General features: G+C 60.1%; 13 protein-coding genes. 7 read left to right on the forward strand and 6 right to left on the reverse strand.

Annotated elements, in window-relative coordinates:
* The first annotated feature begins 70 nt into the window (after positions 1-70).
* From gmk to recG, 5 genes are read left to right on the forward strand one after another with little or no spacing between them, the layout of a single operon-like run.
* Positions 71-694, forward strand: coding sequence for a guanylate kinase (gmk, locus tag ACK3SD_RS17415; RefSeq protein ID WP_137764782.1), 624 nt, complete (start codon positions 71-73; stop codon positions 692-694).
* A gap of 54 nt (positions 695-748) precedes the next feature.
* Positions 749-1,024 (forward strand): DNA-directed RNA polymerase subunit omega, encoded by a 276-nt coding sequence (gene rpoZ / locus ACK3SD_RS17420; protein WP_137764783.1) that lies wholly within the window; start codon positions 749-751, stop codon positions 1,022-1,024.
* An 18-nt stretch (positions 1,025-1,042) separates the two neighbouring features.
* On the forward strand, positions 1,043-3,151 hold the full coding sequence (spoT, locus tag ACK3SD_RS17425) for a bifunctional GTP diphosphokinase/guanosine-3',5'-bis pyrophosphate 3'-pyrophosphohydrolase (protein WP_137764784.1): 2,109 nt from the start codon (positions 1,043-1,045) through the stop codon (positions 3,149-3,151).
* Between the two features lie 5 nt (positions 3,152-3,156).
* Positions 3,157-3,849 (forward strand): tRNA (guanosine(18)-2'-O)-methyltransferase TrmH, encoded by a 693-nt coding sequence (gene trmH, locus ACK3SD_RS17430; protein WP_481126309.1) that lies wholly within the window; start codon positions 3,157-3,159, stop codon positions 3,847-3,849.
* The gene (gene recG, locus ACK3SD_RS17435; protein WP_481126310.1) at positions 3,850-5,931 is read left to right on the forward strand and encodes an ATP-dependent DNA helicase RecG; all 2,082 of its coding nucleotides are present in this window, start codon (positions 3,850-3,852) and stop codon (positions 5,929-5,931) included.
* An 8-nt stretch (positions 5,932-5,939) separates the two neighbouring features.
* Here the strand turns inward: recG and gltS are convergent, their stop codons facing one another.
* On the reverse strand, positions 5,940-7,145 hold the full coding sequence (gene gltS / locus ACK3SD_RS17440; protein ID WP_481126311.1) for a sodium/glutamate symporter: 1,206 nt from the start codon (positions 7,143-7,145) through the stop codon (positions 5,940-5,942).
* A gap of 238 nt (positions 7,146-7,383) precedes the next feature.
* Here gltS and ACK3SD_RS17445 point away from each other — a divergent pair, with 238 nt between their 5' ends.
* Positions 7,384-8,769, forward strand: coding sequence for a nucleobase:cation symporter-2 family protein (locus tag ACK3SD_RS17445; protein ID WP_481126312.1), 1,386 nt, complete (start codon positions 7,384-7,386; stop codon positions 8,767-8,769).
* A gap of 141 nt (positions 8,770-8,910) precedes the next feature.
* Positions 8,911-10,662, forward strand: a complete 1,752-nt coding sequence (locus tag ACK3SD_RS17450; protein WP_481126313.1) for an AsmA family protein — start codon at positions 8,911-8,913, stop codon at positions 10,660-10,662.
* Between the two features lie 54 nt (positions 10,663-10,716).
* Here the strand turns inward: ACK3SD_RS17450 and fabY are convergent, their stop codons facing one another.
* From fabY to typA, 5 genes are all read right to left on the reverse strand, one after another.
* Positions 10,717-11,664, reverse strand: a complete 948-nt coding sequence (gene fabY, locus ACK3SD_RS17455; RefSeq protein ID WP_137764790.1) for a fatty acid biosynthesis protein FabY — start codon at positions 11,662-11,664, stop codon at positions 10,717-10,719.
* A gap of 62 nt (positions 11,665-11,726) precedes the next feature.
* Complete coding sequence (gene dtd / locus ACK3SD_RS17460) at positions 11,727-12,164, reverse strand: D-aminoacyl-tRNA deacylase (RefSeq protein ID WP_137764791.1); 438 nt, start codon at positions 12,162-12,164, stop codon at positions 11,727-11,729.
* The gene (locus ACK3SD_RS17465; RefSeq protein WP_481126314.1) at positions 12,161-13,063 is read right to left on the reverse strand and encodes a virulence factor BrkB family protein; all 903 of its coding nucleotides are present in this window, start codon (positions 13,061-13,063) and stop codon (positions 12,161-12,163) included. The genes dtd and ACK3SD_RS17465 overlap by 4 nt, the downstream gene beginning before the upstream one ends.
* A 28-nt stretch (positions 13,064-13,091) precedes the next feature.
* The gene (gene yihX, locus ACK3SD_RS17470) at positions 13,092-13,679 is read right to left on the reverse strand and encodes a glucose-1-phosphatase (RefSeq protein ID WP_137764793.1); all 588 of its coding nucleotides are present in this window, start codon (positions 13,677-13,679) and stop codon (positions 13,092-13,094) included.
* A gap of 171 nt (positions 13,680-13,850) precedes the next feature.
* Entirely contained in the window at positions 13,851-15,674 is a 1,824-nt protein-coding gene (gene typA, locus ACK3SD_RS17475) for a ribosome-dependent GTPase TypA (protein WP_481126315.1), read from the reverse strand.
* Between the last annotated feature and the right edge of the window lie 187 nt (positions 15,675-15,861).

Here is a 15,861-nt window from a genome sequence, read left to right on the forward strand (position 1 = left end):
GCCGTGTATACTGTGCGGAGAAGTTCTCTTCCGCATCGACATATCAACCGTTACAGCTGAAACATCATCTATGGCTCAAGGCACGTTATACATTGTCTCTGCACCGAGCGGCGCAGGGAAATCCAGCCTGATTCAGGCTTTGCTGAAAACGCAACCGCTCTATGACACGCAAGTCTCCATCTCCCACACCACGCGCGCCAAGCGCCCAGGTGAGAATCATGGTGAGCACTACTACTTTGTGTCAGAGGCTGAGTTCTGCGACATGATTGAGAAAGAGGACTTTCTTGAACATGCGCAGGTGTTTGGCAACTACTATGGCACCTCCCGTGCCGCCATTGAGAAGGTGCTGAAAACCGGTGTCGATGTGTTCCTGGATATCGACTGGCAGGGCGCCAAGCAGATCCGCGAAAAGATGCCCGCCTCGCGCAGCATCTTTATCCTGCCTCCGTCGAAGGATGAGCTGGACCGCCGTCTGCGTGGCCGCAACCAGGACAGCGAAGAGGTCATCGCCAAGCGCATGGCGCAAGCCGTGGCAGAGATGAACCACTACGCCGAGTACGACTACCTGATCGTGAATGATGACTTTGATCTGGCGCTGCTGGATTTAAAAACCATCATTCGCGCGGAACGTCTGCGTCTGGGCCGCCAAAAGCTCAAGTATGACGCTTTAATCACCAAATTATTGGCAGACTGAAGTCACTTTCAGTATCATGCCCAGTCATTTCGTCACCTGTGGAGTAGCACTTATATGGCACGCGTAACTGTTCAAGACGCTGTAGAGAAAATTGGTAACCGTTTTGACCTGGTGTTGGTCGCTGCTCGTCGCGCACGCCAGATGCAAGTTGGCGGCAAGGATCCTCTGGTTCCGGAAGAGAACGATAAGTACACCGTTATCGCTCTGCGTGAAATCGAAGAAGGTCTGATCAACAACCAGATCCTCGATGTGCGCGATCGTCAGGAACAGCAAGAGCAGGAAGCCGCCGAGATCCAGGCTGTGACCGCCATTGCTGAAGGCCGCCGTTAATTAGAGTTTAAAAAGACCTTGTACCTGTTTGAAAGCCTGAATCTGCTGATTCAAAAATACCTGCCTGAGGAGCAGATCAAGCGCCTCAAACAGGCATACCTCGTTGCGCGCGACGCGCATGAAGGTCAGACCCGCTCCAGCGGTGAGCCCTATATCACTCACCCTGTGGCGGTCGCCTGCATTCTGGCGGAGATGCGCCTCGACCACGAAACGCTGATGGCGGCCCTGCTGCATGACGTCATCGAAGATACACCTGCGACCTATCAAGATATGGAGCAGTTGTTCGGCAAAAGCGTCGCTGAGCTGGTTGAGGGCGTCTCCAAGCTGGATAAGCTGAAATTCCGTGACAAGAAAGAAGCGCAGGCGGAAAACTTCCGCAAAATGATCATGGCGATGGTGCAGGATATCCGCGTCATCTTGATCAAGCTGGCCGACCGTACGCACAATATGCGTACCCTTGGCTCGCTGCGGCCGGACAAGCGCCGCCGCATTGCACGCGAGACGCTCGAGATCTACAGCCCGCTGGCGCACCGCCTGGGTATCCATCACCTGAAAACCGAGCTGGAAGAGCTGGGTTTTGAGGCCCTCTATCCCAACCGTTACCGCGTGATTAAAGAGGTAGTGAAAGCTGCCCGCGGCAACCGTAAAGAGATGATCCAGAAAATCCTCTCGGAGATTGAGGGACGGCTGACTGAGGCAGGCATTGAGTGCCGGGTCAGCGGACGTGAGAAGCACCTCTACTCGATCTACTGCAAGATGCACCTGAAAGAGCAGCGCTTCCACTCCATCATGGATATCTACGCGTTCCGCGTCATCGTGAAAGAGGTCGATACCTGCTACCGCGTACTGGGTCAGGCGCACAGCCTGTACAAGCCGCGTCCGGGCAGGGTCAAAGATTACATCGCCATTCCCAAGGCCAACGGCTATCAATCCCTGCACACCTCCCTTATCGGCCCGCACGGCGTGCCGGTGGAGATCCAGATCCGCACCGAGGATATGGACCAGATGGCAGAGATGGGGGTGGCCGCCCACTGGGCTTATAAAGAGCATGGCGAGTCCGGCACCACCACGGCGCAGGTTCGTGCGCAGCGCTGGATGCAGAGCCTGCTGGAGCTGCAACAGAGCGCCGGCAGCTCATTTGAATTCATCGAGAGCGTGAAATCCGATCTCTTCCCGGATGAGATCTATGTCTTTACGCCGGAAGGGCGCATCGTGGAACTGCCGGCCGGTGCCACGCCGGTTGACTTCGCCTATGCGGTTCACACTGACATTGGCCACGCCTGCGTCGGCGCGCGCGTCGATCGCCAGCCCTATCCGCTCTCGCAGCCGCTGACCAGCGGCCAGACGGTGGAGATCATCACCGCACCGGGCGCACGGCCAAACGCCGCCTGGCTGAACTTTGTCGTGAGTTCCAAAGCGCGCGCCAAGATTCGCCAGATGCTGAAAAACCTGAAGCGTGATGACTCGGTGTCGCTGGGCCGTCGTTTGCTGAACCATGCGTTTGGCAATGGCCGCAAGCTGGCGGACATTCCGCAAGAGAACATCCAGCGCGAGCTGGACCGGATGAGATTGGCGAGCGTGGATGACCTGCTGGCGGAGATTGGTCTCGGCAACGCCATGAGCGTAGTAGTCGCGACCAACCTGCTCGGCGATCACGCCACCATCGGCTCCTCCGGGATGCGCAACTTGCCCATCAAAGGCGCAGATGGCGTGCTGATCACGTTCGCCAAGTGCTGCCGCCCGATCCCTGGCGACCCAATTATCGCGCACGTCAGCCCCGGCAAGGGTCTGGTGATCCACCATGAGTCCTGCCGCAACATCCGCGGCTACCAGAAAGAGCCTGAGAAGTTCATGGCGGTGGAGTGGGATGACCATGGGCTGGATCAGGAGTTCATCACCGAAATCAAGGTGGACATGTTCAACCATCAGGGGGCGCTGGCCAACCTGACCGCGGCGATTAACGCGGCGGAGTCCAACATCCAGAGCCTGAGCACCGAAGAGCGCGATGGCCGGGTCTACAGTACCTTTATCCGCCTGACCGTGCGCGATCGTATTCATCTGGCGAACGTAATGCGTAAGATTCGTATTATGCCGGATGTGATCAGAGTGAACCGAAACAGAAACTAAGGCTGATGACTCCACAACGTTACGCGCGAATCCGCGAAATGCTGACTGCCAGACAACCGGATCTCACGGTATGTATGGAGCAGGTGCACAAGCCCCACAATGTCTCGGCCGTGATCCGCACGGCCGATGCGGTTGGCGTCCACCAAATTCATGCGGTGTGGCCCACCAACCGTATGCGCACCCTGGTCTCCTCCGCGGCCGGTAGCAACAGCTGGGTGCAGGTCAAAACCCATAAGACCATCGTTGACGCGGTCAGCGCCATGAAACAGCAGGGGATGCAGGTGCTCGCCACCCATCTCTCTGACAAGGCGGTAGATTTCCGCGAGATCGACTACACCCGGCCCACCTGCATCCTGCTCGGGCAGGAGAAAACCGGCATCACCGCTGAGGCGCTGGCGCTGGCCGATCAGGACATCATTATCCCGATGGCTGGCATGGTGCAGTCGTTGAACGTCTCGGTCGCCTCGGCGCTGATCCTATATGAAGCCCAGCGCCAGCGGCAAAACGCCGGCATGTACTACCGTGATGCCTGTATGCTCGATGATGAGGAGCAGCAACGGCTGCTGTTTGAGGGCGGCTACCCGGTGCTGGCGAATGTCGCGAAGCGCAAAGGGCTGCCGCGCCCGCATATTGATGATCAAGGCCAGATTGTGGCGGAGCCTACCTGGTGGGCCGCCATGCAAGCCATGGAGCGCTAAATGAAAGGACGCCTGCTGGATGCCATTCCGTTAACGTCACTGTCCGGGGTTGGGGCCAGCCAGGCGGGCAAGCTAGCAAAGCTTGGTCTGGAGACCATTCAGGATCTGCTGCTGCAATTGCCGCTGCGTTATGAAGACCGCACCCACCTCTATCCAATCAATGACCTTCTGCCGGGCATCTTCGCCACGGTAGAGGGTGAAGTGTTGCGCACGGATGTCAGTTTTGGCCGCCGGCGCATGATGACCTGCCAGATCAGCGACGGCACCGGCGTCCTTACCCTGCGCTTCTTCAACTTCAATGCCGCGATGAAAAACAGCCTGGCCACCGGCCGCCGCGTCACCGCCTATGGTGAGATTAAGCGTGGGCATCATGGCGCGGAGATCATCCACCCGGAGTATCGCCTACAGGGCGACCACAGCGAGGTGGTGGTGGAAGAGTCCCTGACGCCGGTCTATCCGGCGACCGAGGGAGTTCGACAGGCCACGCTGCGCAAGCTGACCGATCAGGCACTCGATTTGCTGGATACCGTGCCCATTGAGGAGCTGCTACCGGAGGAGTTGCGGCGCGGCATGATCTCGCTGCCACAGGCGCTGCATCTCTTGCACCGCCCACCACCGGATGTGCGGCTGGAGGATCTGGAGAAGGGGCGCCACCCGGCACAGCGTCGCTTAATCATGGAGGAGTTGCTGGCGCATAACCTCAGTATGCTGGATGTGCGCGCCGGCACCCAGAGTTATCAGGCGCTGCCGATTCCCCATGACACTGAACTGACCGGCCGTTTCCTCGCCTCCCTGCCCTTCCAGCCAACCGGCGCACAGCGTCGGGTAGTGGCTGAGATTGAGCAGGATCTGGCGAAAGGCTTCCCAATGATGCGGCTGGTGCAGGGCGACGTTGGCTCCGGCAAGACGCTGGTGGCGGCGCTGGCGGCATTGCAAGTGATCGCCCAAGGCAAGCAGGTGGGGCTGATGGCACCAACCGAACTGCTGGCGGAGCAGCATGCCAATAACTTCCGCCAATGGTTTGAACCGCTTGGCATCCAGGTTGGTTGGCTGGCCGGCAAACAGAAGGGCAAGGCGCGTCAGGCGCAGCAGGAGGCGATTGCCAGCGGCCAGGTCTCCATGGTGGTCGGCACCCACGCCATCTTCCAGGAGCAGGTACAGTTCAACGGACTGGCGCTGGTGATCATCGATGAGCAGCACCGTTTTGGCGTCCACCAGCGGCTGGCGCTGTGGGAGAAGGGGCTGGTGCAGGGCTATCACGCACACCAGTTAATCATGACCGCCACCCCCATTCCGCGCACGCTGGCGATGACCGCCTACGCCGATCTCGACACCTCTGTGATTGATGAGCTGCCGCCGGGCCGTACCCCGGTGACCACCGTCGCGATTCCCGATAGCCGCCGTGAGGAGATCATTCAGCGGGTAAAAAATGCCTGCGAGCAGGAGGGGCGGCAGGCCTATTGGGTCTGCACCCTGATTGAGGAGTCCGACATGCTCGAGGCACAGGCGGCGGAAGCGACCTGGCAGGGGCTGAAGGAGGCGCTGCCCGGCCTGAACATCGGGCTGGTGCATGGCCGCATGAAACCGCAGGAGAAGCAGGCGGTGATGCAGTCATTCAAGCAGGGGGAGATCCAGTTGCTGGTGGCCACCACGGTGATTGAAGTTGGCGTGGATGTACCGAACGCCAGCCTGATGATCATTGAAAACCCGGAGCGGCTGGGGCTGGCGCAGCTTCACCAGTTGCGTGGCCGCGTCGGGCGTGGCGCAGTGGCTTCCCACTGCGTGCTGCTCTACAAAACGCCGCTGAGCAAAACGGCGCAGCGGCGGCTTCAGGTACTACGTGACAGCAATGACGGCTTTGTGATTGCCCAGCAGGATCTGGAGATCCGTGGGCCGGGCGAGTTGCTCGGCACCCGCCAGACCGGCAGCGCCGAGTTCCGCGTTGCCGATCTGCTACGCGATCAGGCGATGATTCCAGAAGTGCAGCGGGTGGCACGCCATATCCACCAGCGCTACCCGGAACATGCCCGGGCGCTGATTGAGCGCTGGCTGCCGGAGCGCACCCGCTACACCAATGCCTGACACGCCTTCTACAGGGCGAACGCTGGAAGCAGCAGGAACAGCTTAATCACCAGCGCGTTGACGATATCCATAAAGAACGCCCCAACCATCGGCACAATCAAGAAGGCGAGATGGGAGGGGCCGAAACGCCCGGTGATCGCCTGCATATTGGCGATGGCCGTGGGGGTCGCCCCCAGCCCAAACCCGCAATGCCCCGCCGCCAGTACCGCCGCATCGTAGTTCGCCCCCATCACCCGGTAGGTCACAAACACCGCATATAGCGCCATCGCCAGCGTCTGCGCCGCCAGGATCACCAACATCGGCAGTGCCAGCGCTGACAGCTCCCAGAGTTTTAGCCCCATTAAGGCCATCGCCAAAAACAGTGACAAACTGACGTTGCCGACGACCGACACCGCGCGGTCAAAGACCCGGTAGAGGCCCGAGGCGGACAAGATATTGCTGAGCACTACGCCGACAAACAGCACGCAGACAAAGGTCGGCAGCTCGAAGGCGGTGCCATGCAGTTTCCCAGACAGAAAACTGCCAGCCGAGAGGCAGATGGCGATCATGGCGATGGTTTCAATCAGCACCAGCGGCGTAATCAGCCGGCCGGTCAGCGGTTTCTCGAAGGCGCTGGGCGTTTCCAGATCTTCTGGGCGCCCCTCCGGAGTCATTGAGTGCCTGACCAGATAGCGCGCCACTGGCCCGCCGACCAAGCCCCCCAACACTAAACCAAAGGTGGCGCAGGCCATCGCCACCTCAGTGGCGCTGCTAAACCCATAGTGCTCACTGAACATCTTGCCCCACGCCGCGCCAGTGCCGTGGCCGCCTGACAGGGTAATGGAGCCGGAGAGCAGGCCAGTCAGCGGGTTCAGCCCCATCATGCTGGCCAGCCCAAGGCCGATTACGTTTTGCAGCACCAGCAGCCCCACCACCACAAACAGGAAGGCGACCAGCGAGCGGCCACCCTGACGCAGGCTGCCGATATCCGCATTCAGGCCGATGGTGGCGAAGAAGGCCAGCATCAGTGGCTCTTTCATGGTGTCATCAAAACGGATCTCCCAGCCGGAAAGTTGCTTCACCAGCAGCAGGCCCAGCGCCACCAGCAGGCCACCGGCCACTGGCTCCGGGATGGTGTAGCGATTAAATAGGGGAATGCGCTGGACGCACTTGCGCCCCAGCAGCAGCACCAGTGTTGCGGCGACCAGCGTGCCGAAGTTATCGAGTTCAATCATAAAAACACCCCAAAAAATATAAAAATATATAAAAGATCAATTGGTTATTTTTATGCCAATCCCTTGTGCGGGGCGGGCGATCCGAATTAAAAACCCAAAACCTTACTAAAGGCAAGGTTAAGCGTAACGGCGCGGCACGTCTGGGCGTGAAAGAATTTATCGACTGCATTCGCAAACGTTTGCTTTTGGGCTGGCAGGCTCATTAAAATGCCCCCTTTGCCGCCCCGGGAACCCTGATATGAGCGTACACACCGCCGAGCGGGAGTCTGGCACTGCCGCCACTCCCCACAATAGTGAATTGATCTACCGCCTGGAGGATCGCCCGCCGCTGCCGCAAACCCTGTTTGCCGCCTGCCAGCATCTGCTGGCGATGTTCGTGGCGGTGATCACCCCGGCACTGCTGATTTGTCAGGCACTCGGCCTGCCCGCGCAGGACACCCAGCACATCATTAGCATGTCGCTGTTCGCCTCCGGTCTGGCTTCCATCCTGCAAATCAAGACCTGGGGGCCGGTGGGGTCTGGGCTGCTCTCCATTCAGGGCACCAGCTTTAACTTCGTCAGCCCGTTGATCATGGGCGGCATGGCGTTGAAAAACGGTGGTGCGGATGTGCCGACCATGATGGCGGCGCTGTTCGGCACGCTGATGGTCGCCTCCTGTACTGAGATTGTGCTGTCGCGCTTCCTGCATCTGGCGCGCCGCATCATCACCCCGCTGGTCTCCGGCATTGTGGTGATGATCATTGGCCTCTCCCTGATTCAGGTGGGACTGACCTCCATCGGCGGCGGCTACGGCGCGATGGCCGATCACACCTTCGGCGCGCCGAAAAACCTGCTGCTGGCCGCCTCGGTGCTGGTGGTGATCATTGTGCTGAATCGCCAGCGCAATCCCTACCTGCGCGTCGCCTCGCTGGTGATCGCCATGGCGGTCGGCTACCTGCTGGCCTGGGCGCTGGATATGCTGCCCGTCACCGCCGGGGCCACCTCGCAGAGCTGGATCATGCTGCCGACGCCGCTCTACTATGGGCTGGGCTTTGACTGGAACCTGCTGCTACCGCTGATGCTGATCTTTATGGTGACCTCGCTGGAGACCATCGGCGACATCACCGCCACCTCTGACGTCTCGGAGCAGCCGGTCGCTGGCCCGCTCTACATGAAGCGCATCAAGGGCGGCGTGCTGGCGAATGGCCTGAACTCGTTGATCTCGGCGGTGTTCAACACCTTCCCCAACTCCTGCTTTGGCCAGAACAACGGCGTGATCCAGTTGACCGGCGTGGCCAGCCGCTACGTCGGTTTTGTGGTGGCACTGATGCTGGTGGTGCTCGGCCTGTTCCCTGGCGTCAGTGCGCTGGTGCAGCACATCCCTGAGCCGGTGTTGGGCGGCGCGACCATCGTGATGTTCGGCACCATCGCCGCCTCCGGGGTGCGCATTGTGTCGCGCGAGCCACTAAACCGCCGGGCGATCATGATTATTGCCCTGTCGCTGGCCGTAGGATTGGGCGTCTCCCAGCAGCCGCTGATCCTGCAATTCGCCCCGGACTGGGTGAAGAACCTGCTCTCTTCCGGCATCGCCGCCGGTGGCATCACCGCCATCGTGCTGAACCTGGTCTTCCCGCAAGAGAAGTAACGCCTTTCCCCCTGTCCTGCCGCGGCCAGTGTGATCACACACTGGCCGTTTTTTATGGAATGTGTTGGCCCTATCTATTGTGATAGCGGGCTGATTGCGGCATAAACAGGGTTACTTTACGAGTAAGGGGTAGTGAGAGCGATGAAATTTCTCGGGAAAGTGCTGGCAACCGTGCTGTTACTGTGTGTGCTGATCGTGGTGATAGGGTATCTGGTGTTACAGACTCCGTGGGCAGCCGGCTGGGTCAGCCGCTGGATCAGCGCCAACAGTGATTACCGGCTGGCGATTGGCAAGATTGACCATGAGTGGTCCTCTCCCATGGCGCTGACCCTGCATGATGTGCGGCTGACACCGGCGAACCAGCCCGCGCTGCTGGACGCTGGTGAAGTGAGCGTGGCGTTTAATTGGCACCAGCTCTCCCAGCCCGGCCACTTTGAGCGCCTGACGCTGCGCAACGGTAGCCTCAACCTCGGCAGTGGGCAACGCGCACTGCCGGTGGAGGCGGATCTGTTGCAGCTAAGCAATATGCGGCTGAACGCCAACGTCGATCGCCTTGCCATCGCTGCCCAACAGGTCAACGCGGGCGTCACCCCGTGGCGTCCTACTGCTGCACAGCCGCTGGGTAACGATGCCGAGTTCCAGTTGAGCGCCGGTGCATTGACGCTGAACGACATGCCCGCCTCGCAGGTGCTAATTCAGGGGCGTATCCAGCAAAACCGGTTGCTGCTGAATACCGTCGGCGCGGATTTCGCCCGCGGCCAACTCACCGCCAATGCCAGCCGTGACGCTGAGGGCAACTGGAACATCAACGCCCTGCGCCTAAGCAATATCCGCCTGCAATCGCCGCATACCCTCGCCACCTTCTGGCAGGATTTTCAGGCGCTGCCGAAAATGACCCTGAAACGGCTGGATGTAATTGACGCGCGCGTGCAGGGGCCGGACTGGGCCTTCAACGACCTTGACCTGACGTTGCAGGAGATCACCTTCGATCACGGCAACTGGCAGAGCGACGATGGCTCGCTCGCCTTTAATGCCAGCGACCTGATCAACGGCGATCTGCACTTCACCGACCCGATTGTCGATCTGGCTTTCGATAGTCAGGGCATCACCCTCAAGCAGCTCAGCACCCGCTGGCAGAACGGCCTGCTGCGCACCAGCGGCCACTGGGCGCGCGCCGACCAGCGCCTGCAACTGGACGAACTGGTGGTGGCGGCACTGGAGTACACCCTACCTGCCAACTGGCGCGAGCGCTGGATGCAGCCGCTGCCGTCGTGGCTCTCTGGGGTCGGCGTCAGCAAGCTGACCGCCAACCGTAACCTGATCATTGATGTGACGCCGGACTTTCCGTTCCAGATTACCGCCGTGGATGGCATCGGCACGGATCTGGTGCTGGCGCGCGACCACCAATGGGGCATCTGGGGCGGCAAGCTGACCCTGAACGCCAGTGATGCCACCTTCAATAAGATTGACGTGCGCCGCCCATCGCTGACCCTGACGGCCGATGACAACCAGATTGCCGTCACGGAGTTGAGCGCCTTTACCCAAGAGGGGTTGCTGGAGTCGACGGCGACCGTCGGTCAACAGCCGCAGCGTCCCTTCAGCCTCACCCTGACCGGGCGCGGCGTGCCGTTGCCGCTGGTGCAGAACTGGGGCTGGCCGGTGCAGCCACTCAACGGCAGTGGTGCCCTGAGCGTGCAGTTGCAGGGGCAACTGGCAGCCGGAAGCCCGTTGAAAAACGGCCTGACGGGCCGCCTGACCGCCACCAATGCCGAAGGCCAGCAGGTGACGCAGGAGATGGCGAATGGCGAGGTGATCGCCGCGCCGGTCGCGCCTAAGCCAGCCACGCCCGCCCCGACGGAGAGCGCGCCTTCTGCGCCCTCCCCGCAGCCCTAAAACGCGCAAAAAAAACGGGTGGCCTTGGCCACCCGTTCTCCTTCCAACGCCGTGCTACTCGGCACGCAGCTCGGAGCCGCCCTTCTCCAACGGTTCGTAGGGCATCGCAGGCAGCACAATGTAGGTGCCATCAAACACCGCACCCTTCTCCTCATCGCCATACAGCGCCACCTCCAACTGCACCCGCGCCTTGCGGCCGCGCGCCAGCCGGTCGAGGTCGCCGCTGATGGAACTGAGATCGGCCACCGCCCGCGGACGGCCGGTCACTGGTTTGCTATAGCGGATGTGGGCATCCGCCAGAATGATGGTGCCGCCGAGGTGGCGCTCGCGCAGCAGCAGCCAGATCAGCCCCCAGCCGGTCAGGGTCGCCAGCGAGAAGAGACTGCCAGCGAACAGCGTGTGGTGTGGGTTCTGGTTGCCGGTCTCCGGCATGGTGGTGACGAAGCGCTGGCCGGTGTACTGGCTGATACGCACACCCATCTTTTCGCTCAGCGGGATGTGCTCATACCACGCCTGCTGGAGTTGGCCGCACCAGTCAGGACGGTGCAGGATGTCATCCAGCGTCACGACCGGTTTAATCATCAAGAAGTGGCGCACCGGCGTGGTCTGCGGGGCGAAAATCTCCCCTTGGTTAACGAAGCCCAATTTGGCGAAGAACTCCACGGCATCCTCACGGGCGCTGCACACCACCCGCTTAACCCCCTCCTGGCGCGCCACGGACTCCAGCGTCATCGCTACCAGTGTGCCCAGCCCTTTGCCCTGCACCGCCGGATCGACCGCCAGAAAGCGGATGGCTGCCTCATTGTCGGCATTGATGTAGAGCCGGCCAATGGCGACGGTTTTGCCATGCTCATCCACCACCATCTGATGGTGGGCCATGGCGTCATAGGCATCTTTCTCCGATCCCAGGGGCTGGCGCAGCGGCTTGCGCAGCATCTCCCAGCGGAACTGGTAGTAGGCTTTCAGCTCCTGTTCAGTCACAGGTACTCGCAGGTGATACATAAAAGTCTCTCGTTGAATGGGTCAGTCAGCACCGACACCGCGCCCGGTTTGCACGCTTCCGGCTACACCTGCAACCAGAAGGTCACTGGCCCATCGTTGACCAGCGACACTTTCATGTCGGCGGCGAAGCGGCCGGTTTCCGTGGCGATGCCGCGCTCCCGGCACTGGCCGGTAAAGTAGTCATAAAGCCGTTTGGCTTCATCAGGCACCGCTCCGCGCGAAAAGCTTGGGCGCATCCCTTTTTGCGTATCTGCCGCCAGCGTGAACTGCGACACCACCAGCACGCTGCCACCCGCCTGCTGGACGTTGAGGTTCATTTTGTCATTCTCATCGCTGAAAATGCGGTAGCCCAGCACCCGCTCACAGAGGCGCGTCGCTTTCTGCTCGTCATCCCCCTGCTCCACTCCCAGCAGCACCAGCAGGCCCGGCCCAATCTCCCCGCACACCTCGCCCTCTACCGTGACGCTGGCCTGCAGTACCCGTTGAATCAATGCAATCATTGCTCTTTTCTCTCATATCTGGCGACGATGGCTTCGGCACGGCGCTGGCGGCGTTGGGTACGGTACTCGCCGAGCGAGACCGTGATCTCCGCCCCCAGCAACACGATACACCAGCCGACATAAACCCATAGGAACAATATCGGGATTACTGCCAGGACACCATAGATCAACTGGTAGGAGGGAAACAGCGTGATGTAGAGGGCGAACAACTTTTTGCTCAGCTCGAACAGTATCCCGGCCACCAGCGCGCCGGCCAGCGCATCGCGCATCGGCACGCGCACCGTCGGCACCAGACTGTAGAGCAGCCAGAAGGAGATCCAGGAGAGCAGCAGCGGCAGCACGCGCAACAGCTGATCCACCATGCTGTGCAGCCCGTGGGTATTGGCCCAGTTCAGCGAGAGCAGGTAGGAGCTGATTGCCACGCTGGCGCCCACCAGCAGCGGCCCCAGCGTCAGCACCATCCAGTAGACGGCAAAGGAGTAGACGAAGGGCCGTTTGTTCTGGCTGCGCCAGATTTTGTTCAGCACGCTGTCCACGGCGGCAATCAACAGCAGCGAGGTGACAATCAGCCCACAGGTGCCGACAGCAGTCATCTGGCTGGTGTTCGACATAAACTGCTCCAGATAGCGCTGAAGGTTATTGCCGGCCGCTGGCATGAAGTTGCTGAAGATAAAGCCCCGCACCTGCGCGCTGATTTGCGAGAAGACCGGAAAGATGGAGAGCAGGGAGAAGGCGACGGTAACCAGCGGCACCAGCGACAGCAGCGAGACATAGGCCAGGTGGCCGGCCAGCAGGGTCAGGCCGTCGTGGTCGACGCGCTTTACCAGGATTTTCAGGTAGCGCACGCTGAAACGGAAGATTGCCAGCGTGCGCTCCGGTCTAAAGGTCAGCTTCACCATAAGCAATCAGACTCCTTCCGGCCCTGCCTCAGGAGAAGTAGGCCGGCACGGTATGGCTGTCGGTCACCAGCACCCCTTCGATGCCTAATGCCCGCGCGCCCTCGACATTGTCCAGCGAGTCATCAAAGAAGACCGCCTGATCGGGCTTCACCCCCTCCTGTTGCAGCACATGCTGGTAGATACGCGGCTCCGGCTTGCGCATACCCAACTCCTGCGACAGGTAGATGGCATCCGCGGCAGCGCGCACCTCCGGGTACTGTTCCGGCCAGTAGGTGCTGTGCAGCCGGTTGGTGTTAGAGAGCACCACTACCCGGTGCCCCTGCTGGCGCAGGCGCTGCATGATGGCGATCACCTCTTTGCGCAGGCCAACGAATACCTCCTGCCAACCGGCGGAGAATTGCTCATAGCTCAGCGCGATGCCCAGCTCGTCACACAGCAGCGCGGCGAACTCCTCATCACTGATCTCGCCGCGCTCATGGCGGTGGAAGGCATCCCCTTGGGTGAATCCGGCGCTCAGGGCGGCCAGCGGCACGCCGCTCAGGTTGCTCCACACGCCCAGTACACGCCGGAAGTCGATATCAACAATCACATTCCCTAAATCAAAGATATACAACATGGCACACTCCTGATTTTGCGATGCGGTTTTCCACTGTAGCGGGAAAATTTAGCCCTGAACAGGGTGAAAGGCGGACGGAAATGCAGGAAAGATCCCAGACGGGAAGTACGGGCATAAAAAAAGGACGCCCTAAGGCGTCCTTTTTGTCTCATGCAGCGAGGCGGCGGAGGATTAACCCTCTTTCGGGCCGCGGCTTGCACGCTTACGGTCGTTCTCGGTCAGGTGACGCTTACGGATACGGATGGAGGTTGGGGTCACTTCCACCAGTTCGTCGTCATCGATGAACTCCAGAGCTTGCTCCAGGGACATCTTGATCGGCGGAACCAGAACCGTTGCTTCGTCCGTACCGGACGCACGCATGTTGGTCAGTTTCTTACCGGTCAGGCAGTTCACGGTCAGGTCGTTGGAACGGGAGTGAATACCGATGATCTGGCCTTCGTACACTTCCGCACCGTGGCCCAGGAACAGCTTGCCGCGATCCTGCAGGCTGAACAGGGCGAATGCCACTGCCTTGCCCTGGCCGTTGGAGATCAGCACGCCGTTCTGGCGCTGGCCGATTTCACCCGGACGCACGTCGTCGTAGTGGCTGAAGGTGGAGTAGAGCAAACCAGTACCGGAGGTCATGGTCATGAACTCGGTACGGAAGCCGATCAGGCCACGTGCCGGGATCAGGTAATCCAGACGGATACGGCCCTTGCCGTCAGGGATCATGTCCTTGACGTCGCCCTTACGCTCACCCATCGCCTGCATCACAGAACCCTGGTGCTGCTCTTCGATGTCCAGCGTCACGTTCTCGAACGGCTCTTGCGTGCGGCCGTCGATTTTGCGGTAGATAACCTTCGGACGGGATACGGCCATCTCGAAGCCTTCACGACGCATGTTTTCGATCAGCACCGACAGGTGCAGTTCGCCACGGCCGGAAACGCGGAACGCGTCAGCGTCTTCGGTCTCTTCCACGCGCAGTGCCACGTTGTGCACCAGCTCTTTGTTCAGACGCTCAAGAATCTGACGGGAAGTGACGTACTTACCTTCTTTACCGCAGAACGGCGAGGTGTTGACGTTGAAGTACATGGTCACGGTCGGCTCATCCACGCTCAGCGCTGGCAGCGCTTCCACGCTCTGCGGGTCGCAGATGGTGTCGGAGATGTTCAGCTCGCCCAGGCCGGTGATAGCAACGATGTCGCCAGCTTCAGCCAGTTGGGTGTCGATACGCTCCAGGCCCAGGTGGCCCAGTACTTTACCGACTTTACCGTTACGGGTTTTGCCTTCGCTGTCGATAACCGTAACCTGCTGGTTCGGCTTCACTTTACCGCGCTTGATGCGGCCGATGCCGATTACGCCCAGGTAGTTGTTGTAGTCCAGCTGGGAGATCTGCATCTGCAGCGGGCCGTCAAGATCAACGCTCGGTGCAGAAACGTGGTCAACGATCGCCTGATACAGCGGGGTCATGTCTTCCGCCATGTCATTGTGGTCGGTGCCCGCGATGCCCTGCAGCGCAGAAGCATAGATCACCGGGAAGTCGAGCTGCTCGTCAGTCGCATCCAGGTTAACGAACAGGTCGAACACCTGATCGACAACCCAGTCCGGACGCGCGCCCGGGCGGTCAACTTTGTTGATGACCACGATAGGTTTCAGACCGTTGGCGAAAGCCTTCTTGGTCACGAAACGGGTCTGCGGCATCGGGCCATCCATTGCGTCAACAACCAGCAGCACCGAGTCTACCATGGACATCACACGCTCTACCTCGCCGCCGAAGTCGGCGTGCCCTGGGGTATCCACGATGTTGATGCGGTAGTCATTCCAGTTAATGGCGGTGTTTTTTGCGAGGATGGTAATCCCACGCTCTTTCTCCAAATCGTTGGAGTCCATTACACGCTCGGTTGCTTCAGTACGTTCGTCGAAAGTACCGGACTGTTGCAGCAACTTATCAACCAGGGTGGTCTTCCCATGGTCAACGTGCGCAATAATGGCGATGTTACGCAAATTTTCGATCACAGCTTTGCCTCAGGCATTAGAAATAGCGCGCTATTGTACACGTATTAATCGAGGTTCTAAACAAGATCACATCGCACAACGTAAAACAACATGACTCCGGTTAGTTTGTGATCCCTTTCACGGTGCAATGTTTACAAATTCGCCCTTTTGCGCACCAAAACAGCGCACACTTTTCGCCCGTACGCAC

It is taken from the genome of Chimaeribacter sp. YP20170169 (assembly GCF_056739715.1).